15 protein-coding genes are annotated in these 14,994 nt (G+C 42.9%); 7 read left to right on the top strand and 8 right to left on the bottom strand.

Annotation, left to right across the window (positions count from 1 at the left end):
* From BSG1_RS16190 to fumC, 4 genes are all read left to right on the top strand, one after another.
* Positions 1–740 (top strand): amino acid ABC transporter substrate-binding protein (locus tag BSG1_RS16190; protein ID WP_006838231.1); only part of this gene is annotated, 740 nt, incomplete at its 5' end.
* Positions 724–1,428 (top strand): amino acid ABC transporter permease, encoded by a 705-nt coding sequence (locus BSG1_RS16185; protein ID WP_044023038.1) that lies wholly within the window; start codon positions 724–726, stop codon positions 1,426–1,428. The genes BSG1_RS16190 and BSG1_RS16185, both read left to right, overlap by 17 nt.
* Positions 1,429–1,446: 18 nt before the next feature.
* Positions 1,447–2,181: an amino acid ABC transporter ATP-binding protein gene (locus tag BSG1_RS16180; protein WP_006838229.1), complete on the top strand. Its 735-nt coding sequence runs from the start codon at positions 1,447–1,449 to the stop codon at positions 2,179–2,181.
* A gap of 347 nt (positions 2,182–2,528) precedes the next feature.
* Positions 2,529–3,911 (top strand): class II fumarate hydratase, encoded by a 1,383-nt coding sequence (fumC, locus tag BSG1_RS16175; protein WP_006838228.1) that lies wholly within the window; start codon positions 2,529–2,531, stop codon positions 3,909–3,911.
* A 133-nt stretch (positions 3,912–4,044) separates the two neighbouring features.
* Here the strand turns inward: fumC and BSG1_RS16170 are convergent, their stop codons facing one another.
* On the bottom strand, positions 4,045–4,266 hold the full coding sequence (locus BSG1_RS16170; protein ID WP_006838227.1) for an alpha/beta-type small acid-soluble spore protein: 222 nt from the start codon (positions 4,264–4,266) through the stop codon (positions 4,045–4,047).
* A gap of 310 nt (positions 4,267–4,576) precedes the next feature.
* Here BSG1_RS16170 and BSG1_RS16165 point away from each other — a divergent pair, with 310 nt between their 5' ends.
* On the top strand, positions 4,577–4,789 hold the full coding sequence (locus BSG1_RS16165) for a hypothetical protein (protein ID WP_006838226.1): 213 nt from the start codon (positions 4,577–4,579) through the stop codon (positions 4,787–4,789).
* Positions 4,790–4,862: 73 nt separating this feature from the next.
* Here BSG1_RS16165 and BSG1_RS16160 read toward each other — a convergent pair whose 3' ends face one another.
* The 3 genes from BSG1_RS16160 to BSG1_RS16150 form a co-directional block, all read right to left on the bottom strand.
* A complete protein-coding gene (locus BSG1_RS16160; protein WP_006838225.1) occupies positions 4,863–5,960 on the bottom strand; it encodes an ABC transporter ATP-binding protein in 1,098 nt (365 codons plus the stop codon).
* A gap of 115 nt (positions 5,961–6,075) precedes the next feature.
* A complete protein-coding gene (locus BSG1_RS16155) occupies positions 6,076–6,990 on the bottom strand; it encodes a PucR family transcriptional regulator (RefSeq protein ID WP_006838224.1) in 915 nt (304 codons plus the stop codon).
* A gap of 632 nt (positions 6,991–7,622) precedes the next feature.
* The gene (locus BSG1_RS16150) at positions 7,623–7,832 is read right to left on the bottom strand and encodes a YheE family protein (RefSeq protein ID WP_044023036.1); all 210 of its coding nucleotides are present in this window, start codon (positions 7,830–7,832) and stop codon (positions 7,623–7,625) included.
* A 333-nt stretch (positions 7,833–8,165) separates the two neighbouring features.
* Here BSG1_RS16150 and BSG1_RS16145 point away from each other — a divergent pair, with 333 nt between their 5' ends.
* Positions 8,166–8,558 (top strand): hypothetical protein, encoded by a 393-nt coding sequence (locus tag BSG1_RS16145; protein WP_006838221.1) that lies wholly within the window; start codon positions 8,166–8,168, stop codon positions 8,556–8,558.
* On the opposite strand, the gene BSG1_RS16140 is transcribed toward BSG1_RS16145, so the two are convergent.
* The 4 genes from BSG1_RS16140 to BSG1_RS16125 are packed head-to-tail and all read right to left on the bottom strand — an operon-like array spanning position 8,551 to position 13,529.
* Positions 8,551–9,744 (bottom strand): YheC/YheD family endospore coat-associated protein, encoded by a 1,194-nt coding sequence (locus tag BSG1_RS16140; protein WP_006838220.1) that lies wholly within the window; start codon positions 9,742–9,744, stop codon positions 8,551–8,553. The genes BSG1_RS16145 and BSG1_RS16140 overlap by 8 nt on opposite strands.
* Positions 9,741–11,105: a YheC/YheD family endospore coat-associated protein gene (locus BSG1_RS16135; protein WP_006838219.1), complete on the bottom strand. Its 1,365-nt coding sequence runs from the start codon at positions 11,103–11,105 to the stop codon at positions 9,741–9,743. Before BSG1_RS16135 ends, BSG1_RS16140 begins: the two co-directional genes overlap by 4 nt.
* Complete coding sequence (locus BSG1_RS16130) at positions 11,102–12,187, bottom strand: YheC/YheD family endospore coat-associated protein (protein ID WP_044023035.1); 1,086 nt, start codon at positions 12,185–12,187, stop codon at positions 11,102–11,104. Before BSG1_RS16130 ends, BSG1_RS16135 begins: the two co-directional genes overlap by 4 nt.
* Entirely contained in the window at positions 12,153–13,529 is a 1,377-nt protein-coding gene (locus tag BSG1_RS16125; protein WP_006838217.1) for a YheC/YheD family endospore coat-associated protein, read from the bottom strand. Before BSG1_RS16125 ends, BSG1_RS16130 begins: the two co-directional genes overlap by 35 nt.
* Before the next feature lie 267 nt (positions 13,530–13,796).
* On the opposite strand from BSG1_RS16125, the gene BSG1_RS16120 reads away from it, so the two are divergent.
* A complete protein-coding gene (locus BSG1_RS16120; RefSeq protein WP_044023034.1) occupies positions 13,797–14,933 on the top strand; it encodes a DUF445 domain-containing protein in 1,137 nt (378 codons plus the stop codon).
* The last annotated feature ends 61 nt before the right edge of the window (positions 14,934–14,994 follow it).

The following is a 14,994-nucleotide window of genomic DNA, read 5'->3' as shown; positions in this document are numbered from 1 at the left end:
AAGAATCAGCAGGTGAACAAGGTCAAGAAGAACAGTCATTATATGAACAAATCCAGGAAAATGGAGAGCTTCTCATAGGGACGGAAGGCACATATCCTCCTTTCACCTTCCATGATGAGTCCGGTGAGTTGACTGGATTTGATGTAGAAATTGCAAGAGAAGTGGCAAGCCGCCTTGGGGTAGAGCCGGTATTCAAAGAAACACAATGGGACGCCATGTTTGAAGGATTGAACTCAAACCGTTTTGATATGATTGCCAATCAGGTTGGAATCAGGGAAGACCGTCAGGAAAAGTACGACTTTTCTATCCCTTACATCGAGTCATCAGCTGTACTTGTAGCAAGCAAAGAAAATGAGGAAGTCAATTCTTTCGAGGACATTGATGGACTGACTTCTGCACAGTCTTTAACAAGTAACTATAAAGATATTGCTGAAAGTTATGGAGCAGAGATCCAGGGTGTGGATGGTCTGGCCCAAGCAATTCAATTAGTGGAACAAGACCGTGTAGATGTAACAATAAACGATAAGCTTTCCATATTGGATTATTTGCAAAAGCAAAAGAACGTAGGAATTGAAATCGTGGCAACAGAGGAAAATGCTGCACAAAGCGGACTGATGTTCCGTAAAGGAAACGAAAAATTAGTTGAAGAAGTAAACAAAGCGTTAGAGGAAATGATGGAAGACGGAACATACGCCGAAATTGCTGATAAATGGTTTGGCGAAGATGTATCTCCTAGGTAGTATTTTTCAAGATCCCGAACGCATGATGGATATCCTGCAAAGCTCCCTGCTTCCTATGGTGAAGGGAGCTTTGTATTATTCTATTCCTCTAACACTGATATCTTTTGCATGTGGAATGATCTTGGCAATCACAACGGCTCTGGCGAGATTATCGGGCAGTAAAATACTCAGGGGGATTGCCCGTGTGTATGTGTCCGCAATCAGAGGGACGCCGTTGCTTGTGCAATTATTTATTATCTTTTTCGGCTTGGGAAATCTCGGGATTGAAGCTTTGAAATTCGATCCGTTTCCTTCAGCAGTCATTGCATTTTCTTTAAACGTAGGTGCGTATGCATCAGAAATCGTCCGTGCAGCAATCCAGTCGATACCTAAGGGCCAGTGGGAGGCTGGTTACTCTATCGGGATGACCTATGGACAGAACCTGAAACGGGTTATCCTTCCACAGGCGGCCAGAGTATCGGTCCCTCCGTTATCAAACTCTTTTATCAGTTTAGTAAAAGATACATCACTTGCTTCTCTGATTCTGGTCACCGAGTTATTCAGAAAAGCCCAGGAGATCGCAGCCACGACATATGAGTTTCTTTTGTTGTATATAGAAGCGGCATTCCTGTACTGGGTGATGTGTTTCATTCTCACTCTGATCCAGGACAGGTTGGAATCAAGACTTGACCGAAATATTGCGAAATAAGGAGAGGAGGGTGAAAAGATGATCAGCATTAAGGGATTGAAGAAGCGTTTTGGCGACTTGGAAGTGTTAAAAGGTTTCGATGTCGAAGTTGAAAAAGGGCAGGTTATCGTACTGATCGGTCCGTCAGGTTCAGGAAAAACCACATTTCTTCGCTGTCTCAACCTTCTCGAAGTTCCAGATGAAGGAAAACTGGACATCAGCGGAACGAAAATGGATTTCAGCAAGAAACTGACAAAGAAGGAACTGTTGGACATGAGAAGGAAGACGGGAATGGTTTTCCAAAACTATAACCTTTTCCCGCACCGGACAGCTCTTGAAAATGTCATGGAAGGCCCGGTGATTGTTCAGCGAAAGCCAAAAGCTGAAGTCAGACAAAAGGCAATATCGCTTCTAGAGAAAGTTGGTTTGGGTGAAAAGGTTGACTACTATCCTTATCAGCTCTCAGGCGGGCAGCAGCAGCGTGTCGGGATTGCCCGTGCTCTGGCTATTGAACCCCAAGTCATGCTGTTTGACGAACCGACTTCAGCACTGGACCCGGAATTAATCGGAGAAGTGTTGAAAGTCATGAAAGACCTTGCTGAGGAAGGCATGACCATGGTGGTGGTTACACACGAAATGAAGTTTGCCAAAGAAGTCGCAGATGAAGTCATCTTCATGGACGGCGGCTATATTGTGGAAGGCGGGAAGCCGGCTGATGTATTTGAAAATCCAACACAAGAACGTACGCGCCAGTTCCTGAATTTAATACAGTAACATTCGGAAGCTTAGCCTTTAGGTTAGGCTTTTTTGTTGATCAAGCGGTGTTGCAGGGGATGATTGGGGAGCGAGGTTAAAGTCATGTACAAAAGAGAAGAGATGTGTCGTACAAAGACCGAATTGTATTTTACAAAAAGGCGGGAAGAGTACCAGGGGCAAAATGACAGATTTGTACCGGGCACAGAAAGGTAGATTTGTTCAAGGGCCAAGAATCACGTATTGCCCCTGCAGGTTTTACATAGGCTTTCAATAGGTCGAAAAAATCCTACAATATTTTGGTAATGATGTTATTTCTTGATTTTAAGTGGAAAAATAAAAGAGAGAAATGATAAGGAGGAGATGGAATGGATTACAGAACGGAACGTGATACGATTGGTGAAATCCAGGTACCTGCTGATAAGTTCTGGGGAGCACAGACTCAGCGGAGCAGGGAGAACTTCAAAATCAGCCATGAGAGAATGCCTCTTGAGGTTACATATGGGTTTGCACAGTTGAAAAAAGCAGCTGCAATTGTTAACAATGAGCTTGGAAAGCTGTCTGACACAAAGAAGGATGCCATCGTAAATGCATGTGATGAAATCATCTCAGGGTTACTTGATGAACATTTCCCATTGGTGGTATGGCAGACAGGGAGCGGTACGCAATCCAATATGAATGTAAACGAAGTCGTTGCTTACAGAGCCAATCAAATGATCCAGGGAAGCGGTGAAAAAGTTCACCCAAATGACGATGTGAATATGTCACAAAGTTCGAATGATACATTTCCTACAGCCATGCATGTTGCGGCTTATAAAGAAATCCAGGAAAAACTGAAGCCCGCGCTGGAGCAATTTCATCAAACGTTAAGCGAAAAAGAGAAAGAGTTCATGGACATCATTAAAATCGGGCGTACCCATCTTCAGGATGCCACACCATTGACACTTGGACAGGAAATCAGCGGGTGGAGGACAATGCTTGAGAGGTCCCTGCAAATGATTGAAGAAAGCAGCAAGCATCTGCTGAACCTTGCAATCGGTGGAACAGCCGTAGGCACAGGGATAAATGCAGATCCGAAGTTCGGTGATAAGGTGGCTGCTCAACTAGGAAAGCAAACAGGCTTTTCGTTTGTGTCGTCCGAAAATAAGTTCCATGCGTTGACTTCCCATGATGAGGTTGTTCATGTGCATGGTGCCTTGAAAGCATTGGCTGCTGATGTGATGAAGATCGCCAATGATGTACGCTGGCTGGCAAGCGGTCCACGAAGCGGTATTGGTGAAATTACGATACCTGCAAATGAACCGGGAAGCTCCATCATGCCTGGTAAGGTGAATCCTACCCAGAGTGAGGCGTTGACGATGGTCTCTGCCCAGGTATTTGGAAATGATGCCGTTATCGGCTTCGCGGCGAGCCAGGGCAATTTTGAACTGAATGTATTTAAACCGGTTATCATCCATAATCTGCTTCAATCGACCAGGCTTTTGGCTGATGGCATCCGTTCATTTGATGAAAATTGTGCTCAAGGTATCGAGCCAAACAAAGAAGTGATTGATGAGTTTGTGAACAGATCCCTTATGCTGGTAACCGCCCTCAATCCTCATATTGGTTACGAAAAAGCAGCTGAAATTGCTAAGAAGGCCCATAAAGAAGGCCTGACATTGAAAGAAGCTGCCGTCAGGTCCGGATACCTGTCGGAAGAGCAATATGATGAATGGATCGATCCTTCTAAAATGGTGAATCTAAAAAAATAGACTGTTTGCAAAAAGTTCGTAACTCTACGGGATATATATACGACTGGAGCGGAAATCAACAATGCCTTACCATATACAATAGGAGCCCCTGACTGAATGTCAGGGGCTCTAGCCATATTAATATTAAGTTAGATTATTGTTGTGGGTAACCGCTGATTTGCTGCTCAGCCATTTGTACAAGGCGTTTAGTGATTTCTCCACCTACAGAACCGTTAGCGCGTGCAGTTGTATCAGCACCAAGTTGTACACCGAATTCAGAAGCGATTTCCAATTTCATTTGGTCGATTGCTTGTTGAGCTCCTGGAGCTACTAGTTGGTTAGAGTTGTTGCTGCGTGATTGTTGTTGGTTTTGCATGTTTTGTCATCTCCTTGTTGATTTTATGGTTGGGTCAACTGGACTTGCACCAGTCCCGCACAATTTCTGCGGCCATCTAATTTGGATAACCCAATGTTGTAAGCGGCTGTTTGTTTGCTGCTGTTACTCTGTATTATGGAACTTTCAAAAGAATATATACAAGATTGTAAGAGGGAATTTATTCCTAAGATGAAACGCATGATTAGCACATAAAAGATCGGGAAAAACAAAGGATAATAATGAATAAATTCTGGAGAAAAAACGGTGATAGAACATGAGAGTTTGCTCTTTGTGCAATGGGGTGACCCGAATGGCAGTAGAGTGTTCCCAATGTGGATCAACACTGACTGACAGGGGAAGGATCTATGATTTCTATGATGATTACAGTGCCTATATGGACATTGACGAAATCAAACTTGCCGACGGTATTCAAGATAATTCGGGCTCTGATGAGTGCATCCATTTATTTGCCGGTGATTGCGGCCATGAAGAAACACGGGTAATAAAATTCACGGAAATGTAGTCAGAACCATATAGGTAAATCAAAAAAACTGCCATTCCGGTTAGGGAAGGCAGTTTTTTTAACTGATTATTAATTAGCGGATGCGTTCTTCTGATTCTGCATCAAAGAAGTGAGTTTTGTTCATGTCAAATGCAAGGTCGATTGTTTCACCGGCTTGAACATCTGTACGGGAGTCGACACGGGCTACGAAGTCCTGGTCGGCAAGGCGGGAATACAGCATCGTTTCTGCCCCTGTCAACTCTGAAACTTCGATCTTCGCTCTGATTTTTGATCCTTTAGAAGAGTCGATGAAAAGAGGTTCGTCATGGATATCTTCCGGTCTTACACCTAGGATGATGTCTTTTCCTACGTATCCTTGTTCACGCAATACTTTCATTTTTCCTTCAGGAACTTCAACAGCCTCGTCACCGAAAGTGAATTTTCCTTCTTGCAGTGTGCCGTGGAAGAAGTTCATTGCCGGAGATCCGATAAAGCCGCCAACAAATACGTTTTCAGGTTTATCGTAAACTTCTTTAGGAGAACCGACTTGCTGAATGATACCATCTTTCATCACTACGATACGGGAAGCCATTGTCATCGCTTCTGTCTGATCATGTGTAACGTAGATTGTTGTTGTTTGAAGGCGTTGATGAAGTTTAGCGATTTCCGCTCTCATTTGAACACGCAATTTAGCATCAAGGTTGGAAAGAGGCTCGTCCATCAAGAATACTTTGGCATCACGGACAATCGCACGGCCTAAAGCTACACGCTGGCGCTGACCGCCAGACAATGCTTTTGGTTTACGGTCCAGTAATGTTTCGAGGCCAAGGATCTTCGCAGCTTCCTGCACGCGGCGGTCAATCTCCTGCTTATCGAATTTACGTAATTTCAAGCCGAAAGCCATGTTATCGTACACACTCATATGAGGGTAAAGTGCGTAGTTCTGGAATACCATTGCGATGTCACGATCTTTTGGAGCTACATCATTCACGCGCTTGCCATCGATGTAAAAATCACCTTTTGAAATCTCTTCCAAACCGGCTACCATTCTTAAAGTTGTAGATTTACCACACCCTGAAGGGCCAACGAAAACGATGAACTCTTTATCTTGGATATCAAGGTTGAAGTCTTTTACAGCTGTTACGTTTTTATCATAAATTTTATAAATATTCTTCAATTGTAATTCTGCCACTTTGAATTCCTCCTAAATGTTTCTATCTCTTTGTTACTCCCATTGTATTAGAAAGCGCTTCCTAAATGTAATGGTTAAAGTGCATAAAAAAAAATGGAGGGTTTGGGCATGTTGCTCATTCCGTTATTTCTTGCTCAATTTCGAGGCAGGCAAGGTAAACGGTCAGTGCACCTTGAAAGGTTTTGATGTCGATTCCGATTTTCTCGATAAACTTGTCAATGCGGTATTGGACACTATTGCGATGCATGAACAACACTTTCGCAGTTTGGCTTGTATTTGATTGGTTTTCTAGATAAGTCTTGATTGTTTTTTTCAACTCTTCATCTTCAGCAAATAATTGAATGATATCGGCGAACATGCTCGTTTTCGTCTGTTTTGGAACATAGTGAAGGACGAAAGACGGAAAGGTGGAAGGGAATGTAAACACCCGGTCTTTGGAGATGTTCTTTTCAGCAAACGAAAACAGGTTTTTTTCTTCTTTGAAAAATGAAGGAAATCGGTCATTAATCGCATAAAACCTTCCGATGAAAAATGTTGGTGATACAAAAAAATCACCTTCAATAACAGCTGCGGCAGAAAGGAGTTCTTCTTCAGGCAGGGACCATTCTGTCTGTTTCTCGACGATTGCACCTGTTCCAGAAGATGTGAAAACAATGACTGCCTGCTCTGCAAAGATGCTGCGAAAGGCTTCTTTTAATAGATCGTTTTCAACATTTTCCTTGATAGCAAATTGAATCACCCGATAATGATCTTTCGGTGAAACGTCCTCCCTTAAAGGCATGCCATCGTAAAGGTAATCATGCCAGCTTCTGCTTTCTAGGGTGTCATTATTCCAGTTTCCGGAGGGGGCCGCTTCAGAAAAAAGGCTGCAAAGAAGGTCGATTTCCGACTGCGTTAACAGATGTTTAGGAATGGCGAGAAACTCCTCGTTGGCTTCATCTGTCAGCCAAAGTGTCTCCGGGTCTTCTTCTGAAGGAGGAACCTTATGTAATCGTGCTTGTGGATATTTTTGTTGAAGTTTTAAAAGCATTATATTCCCTCATTTGCTTTTTATTAAGGCTGTTTTCGTTTAGATTGTTGCTTTTGGAAAAATCCCTAGTGCCGGATTTTCTCCTGGATACAAAGTTTTTTCTCTCTGAACAGGGAGAGTAACTCTTTTCTCTCGGGCTTACCATGATATTTCCTTGGATTATGGATATATTTTTATGTGATTCATATTAAAAAGCAACAAAGTTTAAGAAAGGAGCCTTTATTAATAAGTATCATTGTACGAAAAGGGTGGACATGTTTCAAAGTGATATGTCTTTTGTTGAAAAAAGGATTGCCCTGCGGCTAATCCTTTTTCACTTTGATCTGTGTGAGTTCCTTATAAGAGGAACTTCGTTTCGGACACGGGCATGAACGGAGCAAGGGTTGAATGCCCGTTCGGGTGTTTAGGCTTGTACAGGTTTGGCTTTATAACTCGAGCTGATGCGGTTTAGAGGATCGATTGTTCAGGACCCCGTCCCGATTAAACGTGTATTTCTGTCAATCGCCGAAACCTTCCAGCATCAGTTGTGAGTTTGGGGATATGCCTAATTGATTTCTTATAATAGGCCCCACCGGCACCTTCTATATTGTGTATCTCAGCTGTCTGTATATTCCGTCGATGTGTAAAAAGCTTTACTCATATACGTGGAAAAGCATAAGCTCATGAATCTGCTTCTTGATCGTTTCCTCATCTGATGGCGGCGGCTGTCCATCTTTCCATTCGATGGTACCGTTCTTGTGATAGCTGCCATTATATTTGGTGCCTTGATAATAGAACGAAAAAGTCCATCCCGGTAATTTTTTATTTTCATACATGCTTTGAAATTGGAAGTGTTGAATCATCCTTATTGCCCCCTTGTGTTTGCTCAGCTGAATTTTCAGCCGTCTCTTTCTTATATTCTAAACGTTTCCTCTTATTATTTACAGAGGGGGACATCAGCCAACAATCTGTGCGGAAAATCTCTGATTTGTGACATAAGCTTGTATGATCTGTCATACCGTTTAATTAAAAGCTCTTTTCGTGTGTTTACCGCTTTAAAGCGCCAAAAGGGACAGTCCCTCTTAGCGGGGTAACGCGTTAAAGCACTAAGAGGGACTGTCCCTCTTAGTGCGGTGATGTACTAAAGCGGTTCGATCACGGAAACAGTTCAAATATTTAGTTAAGGGGTGCTGAGGATGTTTGTTAATAATGTACAAAACGGTATCGAGCAAACATGGACTTCCGGCCGTTTCTATAAAGAGTTGTTAGGTAAGACCAATAACCCTGTCTATAAGGAGTTCATTGAACAGGCCGAGAACGATAAGCGCAAACATTATGAACTTCTCCAATATGTGCATTACATGCTGACTGGAGAATATCACACTCTGAACAAACAGGAAAGAACCTTCTCTACGTTCAGGGAAGGTGTCCTGATTGCATTGAAAAAGGAACTGAAGGAAGCTGCATTTTACAGAGATCTTTTAATGGACATTCCGGGGTGGCATGTATACCAGCCGATTTTCATTGTCATGACGGATGCTTCTATCAATGCAATGAGATTCATTTGCATTTATAATGCACTCAAGTAGACAACCTCCGGGCTGCCCTGGAAAAATGAAAAAAAGAATGAGCAAGACTTTCCAGTCGTTTTTCTTCTATTTCTTTTTCATCAAACTTCATGGGTTTGGAATTGATTTCAAACACAACGAGCTCATCATTTTCCTCTTTTAATCCTAGATCCATGGAAAATTCACCAATGAGGCCGAATGTAGATATTAGCTGTCTTCCGCATTCTTCAGCGATGACCTCGATTTTTTCAATGAGTTCCTTTGATTCTACATAATGAAATGGCAGGATTTTTCCTCCTTGCGGGACGTGGGTTGTCACTTCCTGCCGTTCAGATATTCTGATTCCGACACCGCTGATCTGAAATTCGTGTCCAGTAAAATGGACAAGTACGCGCAAGTCATATCGGTGATTGTGCATTTTTTTACATTGGATGGCTTCTTGATAAATATACTCTTCTGAGTCAAACCATTCAGGATATTTCATCAACAAACGGTCGTATCTTATAAACTTTTCAATTTTCTTAGTGCTTTTACAGATGATTTGCCCGTCGTCACAACGTTCCAGAAGCCTGATCCCTTTGCCTTTAGAAGAAAGGACAGGTTTGATGTAAATTTTTTGTTTGGATTTCAAATCCCTTTCCAATTCATCTCTATTTCCAAGTAACTTTGTCTCGGGCAAGTGAGGTTTCAATGAATCATTTTCTGAAAGTGACTGATAGACCTCCCATTTATTAAAGAAATGAGGGTTGAAAAAATTGATATTCTTTTCTTTTGCCCATTGAAGAAACCTCGAAAAGTCCTCTGTTTTTTCAGCAGCAGGGGAAGGGATACGATTATATATGAAGTTCGGGATGGGGAAATTGCATGATACCCACATGTTTTTTTCTTCATGAAAACATAACCCTTCTACTTTTTCTTTTCCGATATCACTCAGCGAGAAGACGAAAGAAATACCGCCTCTTGACTGGATGATCTTCTGCAGCTCTTGAAATAAAGGGAAGTTACCCTGGTAACTTCCCTTTTCTTTAGCTGCCAATATCCCGATAACCGGACCGCAGCTATTATTGTCGGCCAAGACATCAAATTCATATTTATAGGGTTCATCTTCTCTGTATAGAATATAAGAATTTCTGCCGAACAGAAGGGACGGAAGGGAGGGGTCAGTGTGAAAGAATATTTTCTTCTGCGGCTGATAATAAATCTTCATTTGAAAGTCTCCTGCGGCTGGCGGATCGATTGTTGAGTTAGGTAAAGACCGAACGACAGGGAAAGTTTCCGTGTTAAAAGTTCAAAAGACTTTAGGTCAGGGTGTGTGAAAATCGACCTGCCGGGTTTTGAATTTGCTTCAAACAGCCATACTCTTCCAAGGGAGTCGATGCCAAAATCAAAGCCGATTTCCCCAATAAAACCTTCCATGTTACGTTCGAGGGCAGAGGATAATGTAATCGCAGCCAATCTAAGTTTTTCATCTGTTCGTCTGCACTGTTCCGGGTCTGTAAAAATTTCAGATAAGCTCTTCACCTTGCCCCCATTGTGAAGATGGGTCGTTACGCTCCCTTCTCCGGCAACCTTGGCAGCAATTGCGCTGACTTGCCATTCTCCATTTTCATCCTTATTGGTATGGACTCTGAAATCAACGGGCCGATTCCCTGACTTCATGAGGTTTATTCCCTGCTGAATGATCATCCTGTTCAATATCTTTGCCGGTATCATCTTTTGCAGCAATTTTTCAAAAGAGGACGACTTGATCAGACGATTCGTGCCATTTCTATCCTGAAACCTGCACAGATACTCTTCTGACTTTCGATTGAACGTGAATTGATGAACCCCCAGCCCCAGGCTTCCATTTTTAGGCTTAATGAACACTTGGCCGTATTTGGACATCATTCGTTCAATCTGAGAAAAGGATTGAAACGCATGTGTCTCTGGAAGATAACGGATCGCCTCCTCATCATTTTCAAGCCTTTCAAATACATCGAGCTTGTTAAAAAACCCCGGATTATACCAAGGGATACCATACTGTTTCTGAAGACGGGTCTTAATTTCCTGATATCCTGCTTTTCTTTCGCTCCTGCGATTGGGAAGGCGGTCATAAATCACATTCGGCAAAGGGACGATATGAGTTTCCCACTGATTCCGAATGTAGAAGTGACCTTTGACAAGCCCGTTTTCCCAGTCGATATGTTTATCACCGAACACAAATGGGATGACTCCAAGAGAAGATTGCAAAGACAGCAGCTTAGAAAAGAAGGCGGACCGTTCGCCGATGGGTTTCATTAAAAAGGAAGTGAAGCCAGAGGTGAAAATCCCAATAAGCGGCCCCAAAATGATTGTGTTCTCGTGCCGGAACAAATAAATGGTTGAAATAAAAGGGGGAAGAGACAAATCCTCTGCCAGCCTGGAGCTTATGGAGACCACATTCCTTCCGTTCGGGTGTTTACGGCATACCGCCGCTGCCTGGAGGGAGCCAAGAGATACGGTTTGAGCGGTTTCTTGATCCATGCTGACAGGGAGATATAAAATTTTTTCCTTTGTTTCAAACCGTTCCAATTTATAAGGCTTTATCAAGTAGAATCGCCTCCTGTGGCGGGCATTTTTCTTTGCAGCGCCTTGCAGTAGCGCAAAGGCAAGGAATGTAACCGCTCAATCTCCTCCAGTGTAAGCAGCTGAAGCATTTTATGCCCGGGTTTTGAATTCATATCAAGGATCCAAACGGAACTGTCTCTTCCAATGATGATATCAAGCCCTATTTCAAATAAAGGGGCAAATTCCTCCTCCAAGATTTCAGGCAGCGTCCGGACGATATCTCTCAGTTCCGATTCTATATACTTCCAATTATAATGCTTCTGGTTTTTCTTCCATTCTTCATAAGGAATGGCTGCAGCTCCGGCACTGAGGTTTGTCAGCAAGCTGTCCTGATTCCCGACACGGAACCCTTTGCAGGTGACCACCCATTTGTCTTTTGCATTTTTTTGCAGCAGCATGCGTAAATCAAAGGGGCGGTTTTGTTCATCCCGGTTTTCCAATTTATTTTGAAGGATGAAGCTCTTTTTTCGGGTCAGGCTTTCAAGCCAGCGGCCGAGTGTCTCCTCATCCATTTTTTTCTCAACCATTTCAAGCTTTTTCGTTGTGCGAACCATCATATTTTCATTTTGGGCTTGGATTTCGTAAACAGCGATGCCATGGGCGCCGTCAAATGGTTTGATGATCACATTCTTTTCTCTCTTAATTCTGGAGACCGTTTCGGGAATGGATTCAATCAGGGTCGTTTCAGGAAGATAGGGTGCGACTTTATCATGTTTCATTAGCTGCCGGTAAATCGTCCATTTGTTTGGAAGTCCGTATCCTAAAAAGCATAAATCGTCTCTGTTTTTCAGCCATTGTGCAATGGCCTTGGCTTGCTTAGAGGTAAAATCATCCTGATAAAACGTTCGGTCGTATATATATTCGGGTATGGTAAAGATATCTTCTTTCCAGCTTCCGGTATCCGTGCAATAACGGTAGCCTTGTATCCATTCCGTGTGGGGGTGGATCTGCAGGGGGGAAAATAACAGGACTTCCACATCATGTGTCTCACTTGTTTTAGCCATTCCTGTGTAAAATGGATGAGTCATGTCAGGTTCCAGCATCATAATTCCCAGTCTGGTCATATGAAGCACTCCTTTCTTCCCAAATGTTTTTTGACAAAGTGTAAAGGGATTTGACGGACGGCCTGATTGTATTGTGGTCGGTGTAGGTCTGCTTAGATGGCTTTGAGTTCACCTCGATCAGCCAGGGCTTTCCTGCTTCATCCACGCCCAGGTCCACGCCTAATTCCCCCAGTGTAAGAGGATAGTTTTCAGCGAGTCGGGTACAGGCTGACAGGGCTAATTCTTCCATCACCCTGTATATATTGAAGGCATCCTCTGCGCTGAAAAATTCACATAGAATGTTCAGGGGTTTAGCTAATTCGCCTCCTTGAGCAATATTGGAAACAAATTGGCCATCTCCAGAAATCCGGGCTACAGCTGAAACCAATTTCCATTCCTGACGGTTAACGAGGTGGCAGAGGAATCGGAAATCCAGCGCTCTTTCACCAAATTTCAGCAGCCTGATCGTTTCCTGCATGATGAAATTGGAAGACACCTTCAGTTTTGCAAGCTCCTCAGCAGTCTCCCTTAATGAAGAAAAAGAACATTGGACGGTCTCATCCCCGATATTTTGTGTGAGTTGATACTCATCCTCTAAGTAAGTAAGCCTCAGCAGCTTTTTTCCCTGACTGCCCGCGATATGTTTGATGAAAAGATCCTGATGATGTTCGATCAGTCGGCGGAGACCGGAAAGAGAAAAAATCTCTGTAGGGGGTAAATATTCAAGAAGGTACTCTTCTTGTGAAAGCAGCTCATAAACATAATCCTTTGTTAAGTAAGAGGTATTGAAGACGAAAACAGATTGATTTTCCATATGAGAAATGAGCGATTTCAAGGCTTCACTCCGGTCGGTTTTACGCGAATGGATCCGGTTATATAGAATGTCAGGTAATGGGATGCTGCTCTGAAACCACTCTCCCTCTTCATCATTGAAAAGATAGCCTTTCTGCCTTTTTAAAAGAGAAGATCCAGTCAGGAAAAATAATCCGCCCTGCATCTTGGTAAAACGCTGCAGTTCTTCATAATACTTTTCGAGCCTGCCGATCACTGGTTTTCCTGAAGTGTCTGTATCGGTGATAACCCCTATGACAGGTCCTAATGTAACGGTGTTCTCTTTCTCAGAAAAATGGGTGGCAAAGTTAAAGAATCCTGACAGCTGAATCGGGTGATTCTCGGGAAAGACAAGTTCGCAGCAGTCCCTGTCAGTCGTTTCATAGGATGTTATGGTTTCAAACTGAGAAAGGCCGATTCTGAGGGATACCGTTTCACCTGCAAAAGCTCTCAATTCCTGAGTAAGACCAGTGGGAATAAGCAGGACAGGCCGTTCGGCATTTGTTTTAGAAATCCCGCAATGAAATAACATAAAAAAAACTCCCCGTTTGCGCTGTCGTTGGACAAAATTTATAATATGATAATGGGCGAATGCTGATATAGCATATTATGTGGAAATGATGAAAATGTTCAGGGACAACGATAAATATCTATAATACCTATTGCTGATAGGAAGAGCGTTATTATGATGAATGCTGTCTTCTGAAACTCATGCAGGAGTTATGAAAATAGATGAGACCAGCAGACTCCCGCACATGGAAGGATGTCATTGAAAGTTCCCATAAGGAAGGATGAAATAATGAATATTCTTATTACCTTTATCATAATGGTCGTGATAGGAGCAGCGATCGGCGGGATGACCAACTCCCTTGCCATCAAGATGCTGTTCAGGCCTTATAAACCTGTATATATAGGAAAATGGAGGGTGCCTTTTACACCGGGACTTATCCCAAAAAGAAGAAATGAAATGGCTGTTCAGCTGGGAGAAATGGTCGTACATCACTTGATTACACCGGAGAGCATCCAGAAAAAATTGACCAACAGCCAGTTCAAAACCGATGTGGTGAGCTGGATAGGTGAAAGTGTGGATCCGATCATTGACTCTGATGAGAGCATTGAAGCATGGCTTGGGAAACTGCACATCCCTTTGACTGCAGAAAATGTAGAGAACGGAATTGAGAAGTGGATTGACCAGAAATATTACCGTTTTAAAGAGCAGTTCCGCTCGCAAACAATCGAGTCCACCATACCGCTGAATTGGCAGGAGAAAATCGAGGCAGCCATCCCGAAAGCGGCAGATTTCATAGCCGAAAAAGGGGAGGCATACTTCGACAGCCCTGAAGGCAAGCGGAAAGTGAAGGTCATGATTGATGACTTCCTTGAAGGAAGAGGGATGCTTGGAAACATGCTTGGTATGTTCCTCGGCAATTCTTCTCTTTCTGAAAAGGTTCAGCCGGAGATCATTAAATTCATCAAACACAATGGAACAAAAGAAATTCTGAGAAATCTCTTAAAAAGTGAATGGGAAAAGTTAAGGGACTCAAAGTGGGAAGATGTTCTGAAGAATGTAGAAGATGAAGATGTTCTGCCGACACTGAAGAAATCAATTCTTGAGGTCGTTTCGGTAGACAAGCTGATGTCTACTGGGTTAAAAGAGATGTTATCACCTTTTAAACAGAGGATCACGGGCATCATCGTGCCTCATGTGTTTGATATGAGTGTGAAGGCCGTTTCCCAAAAAATCGAAGTCATTATGGAGAAGCTTCACCTTCAGGAAGTGGTAAGGGAGCAGGTTGAAACCTTTTCCGTTCAACGCCTGGAAGAACTGGTGCTTGGTATCACGTCCAAAGAGCTTAAGATGATTACCTATCTTGGTGCGTTGCTGGGGGGACTCATTGGATTGGTTCAGGGTGCCATTGTATTGTTCGTTGCATAATTATAGTAGAGAAAACGGGCATCCTCGCAATCTTTTCATACTTTTGTTATAGTGGTAGAGG

Origin of the sequence: Bacillus sp. SG-1, assembly GCF_000181495.1 — a bacterium.
Classification (GTDB): domain Bacteria; phylum Bacillota; class Bacilli; order Bacillales; family Bacillaceae_B; genus Rossellomorea.
This window is presented reverse-complemented; position numbering and strand designations above follow the sequence as displayed.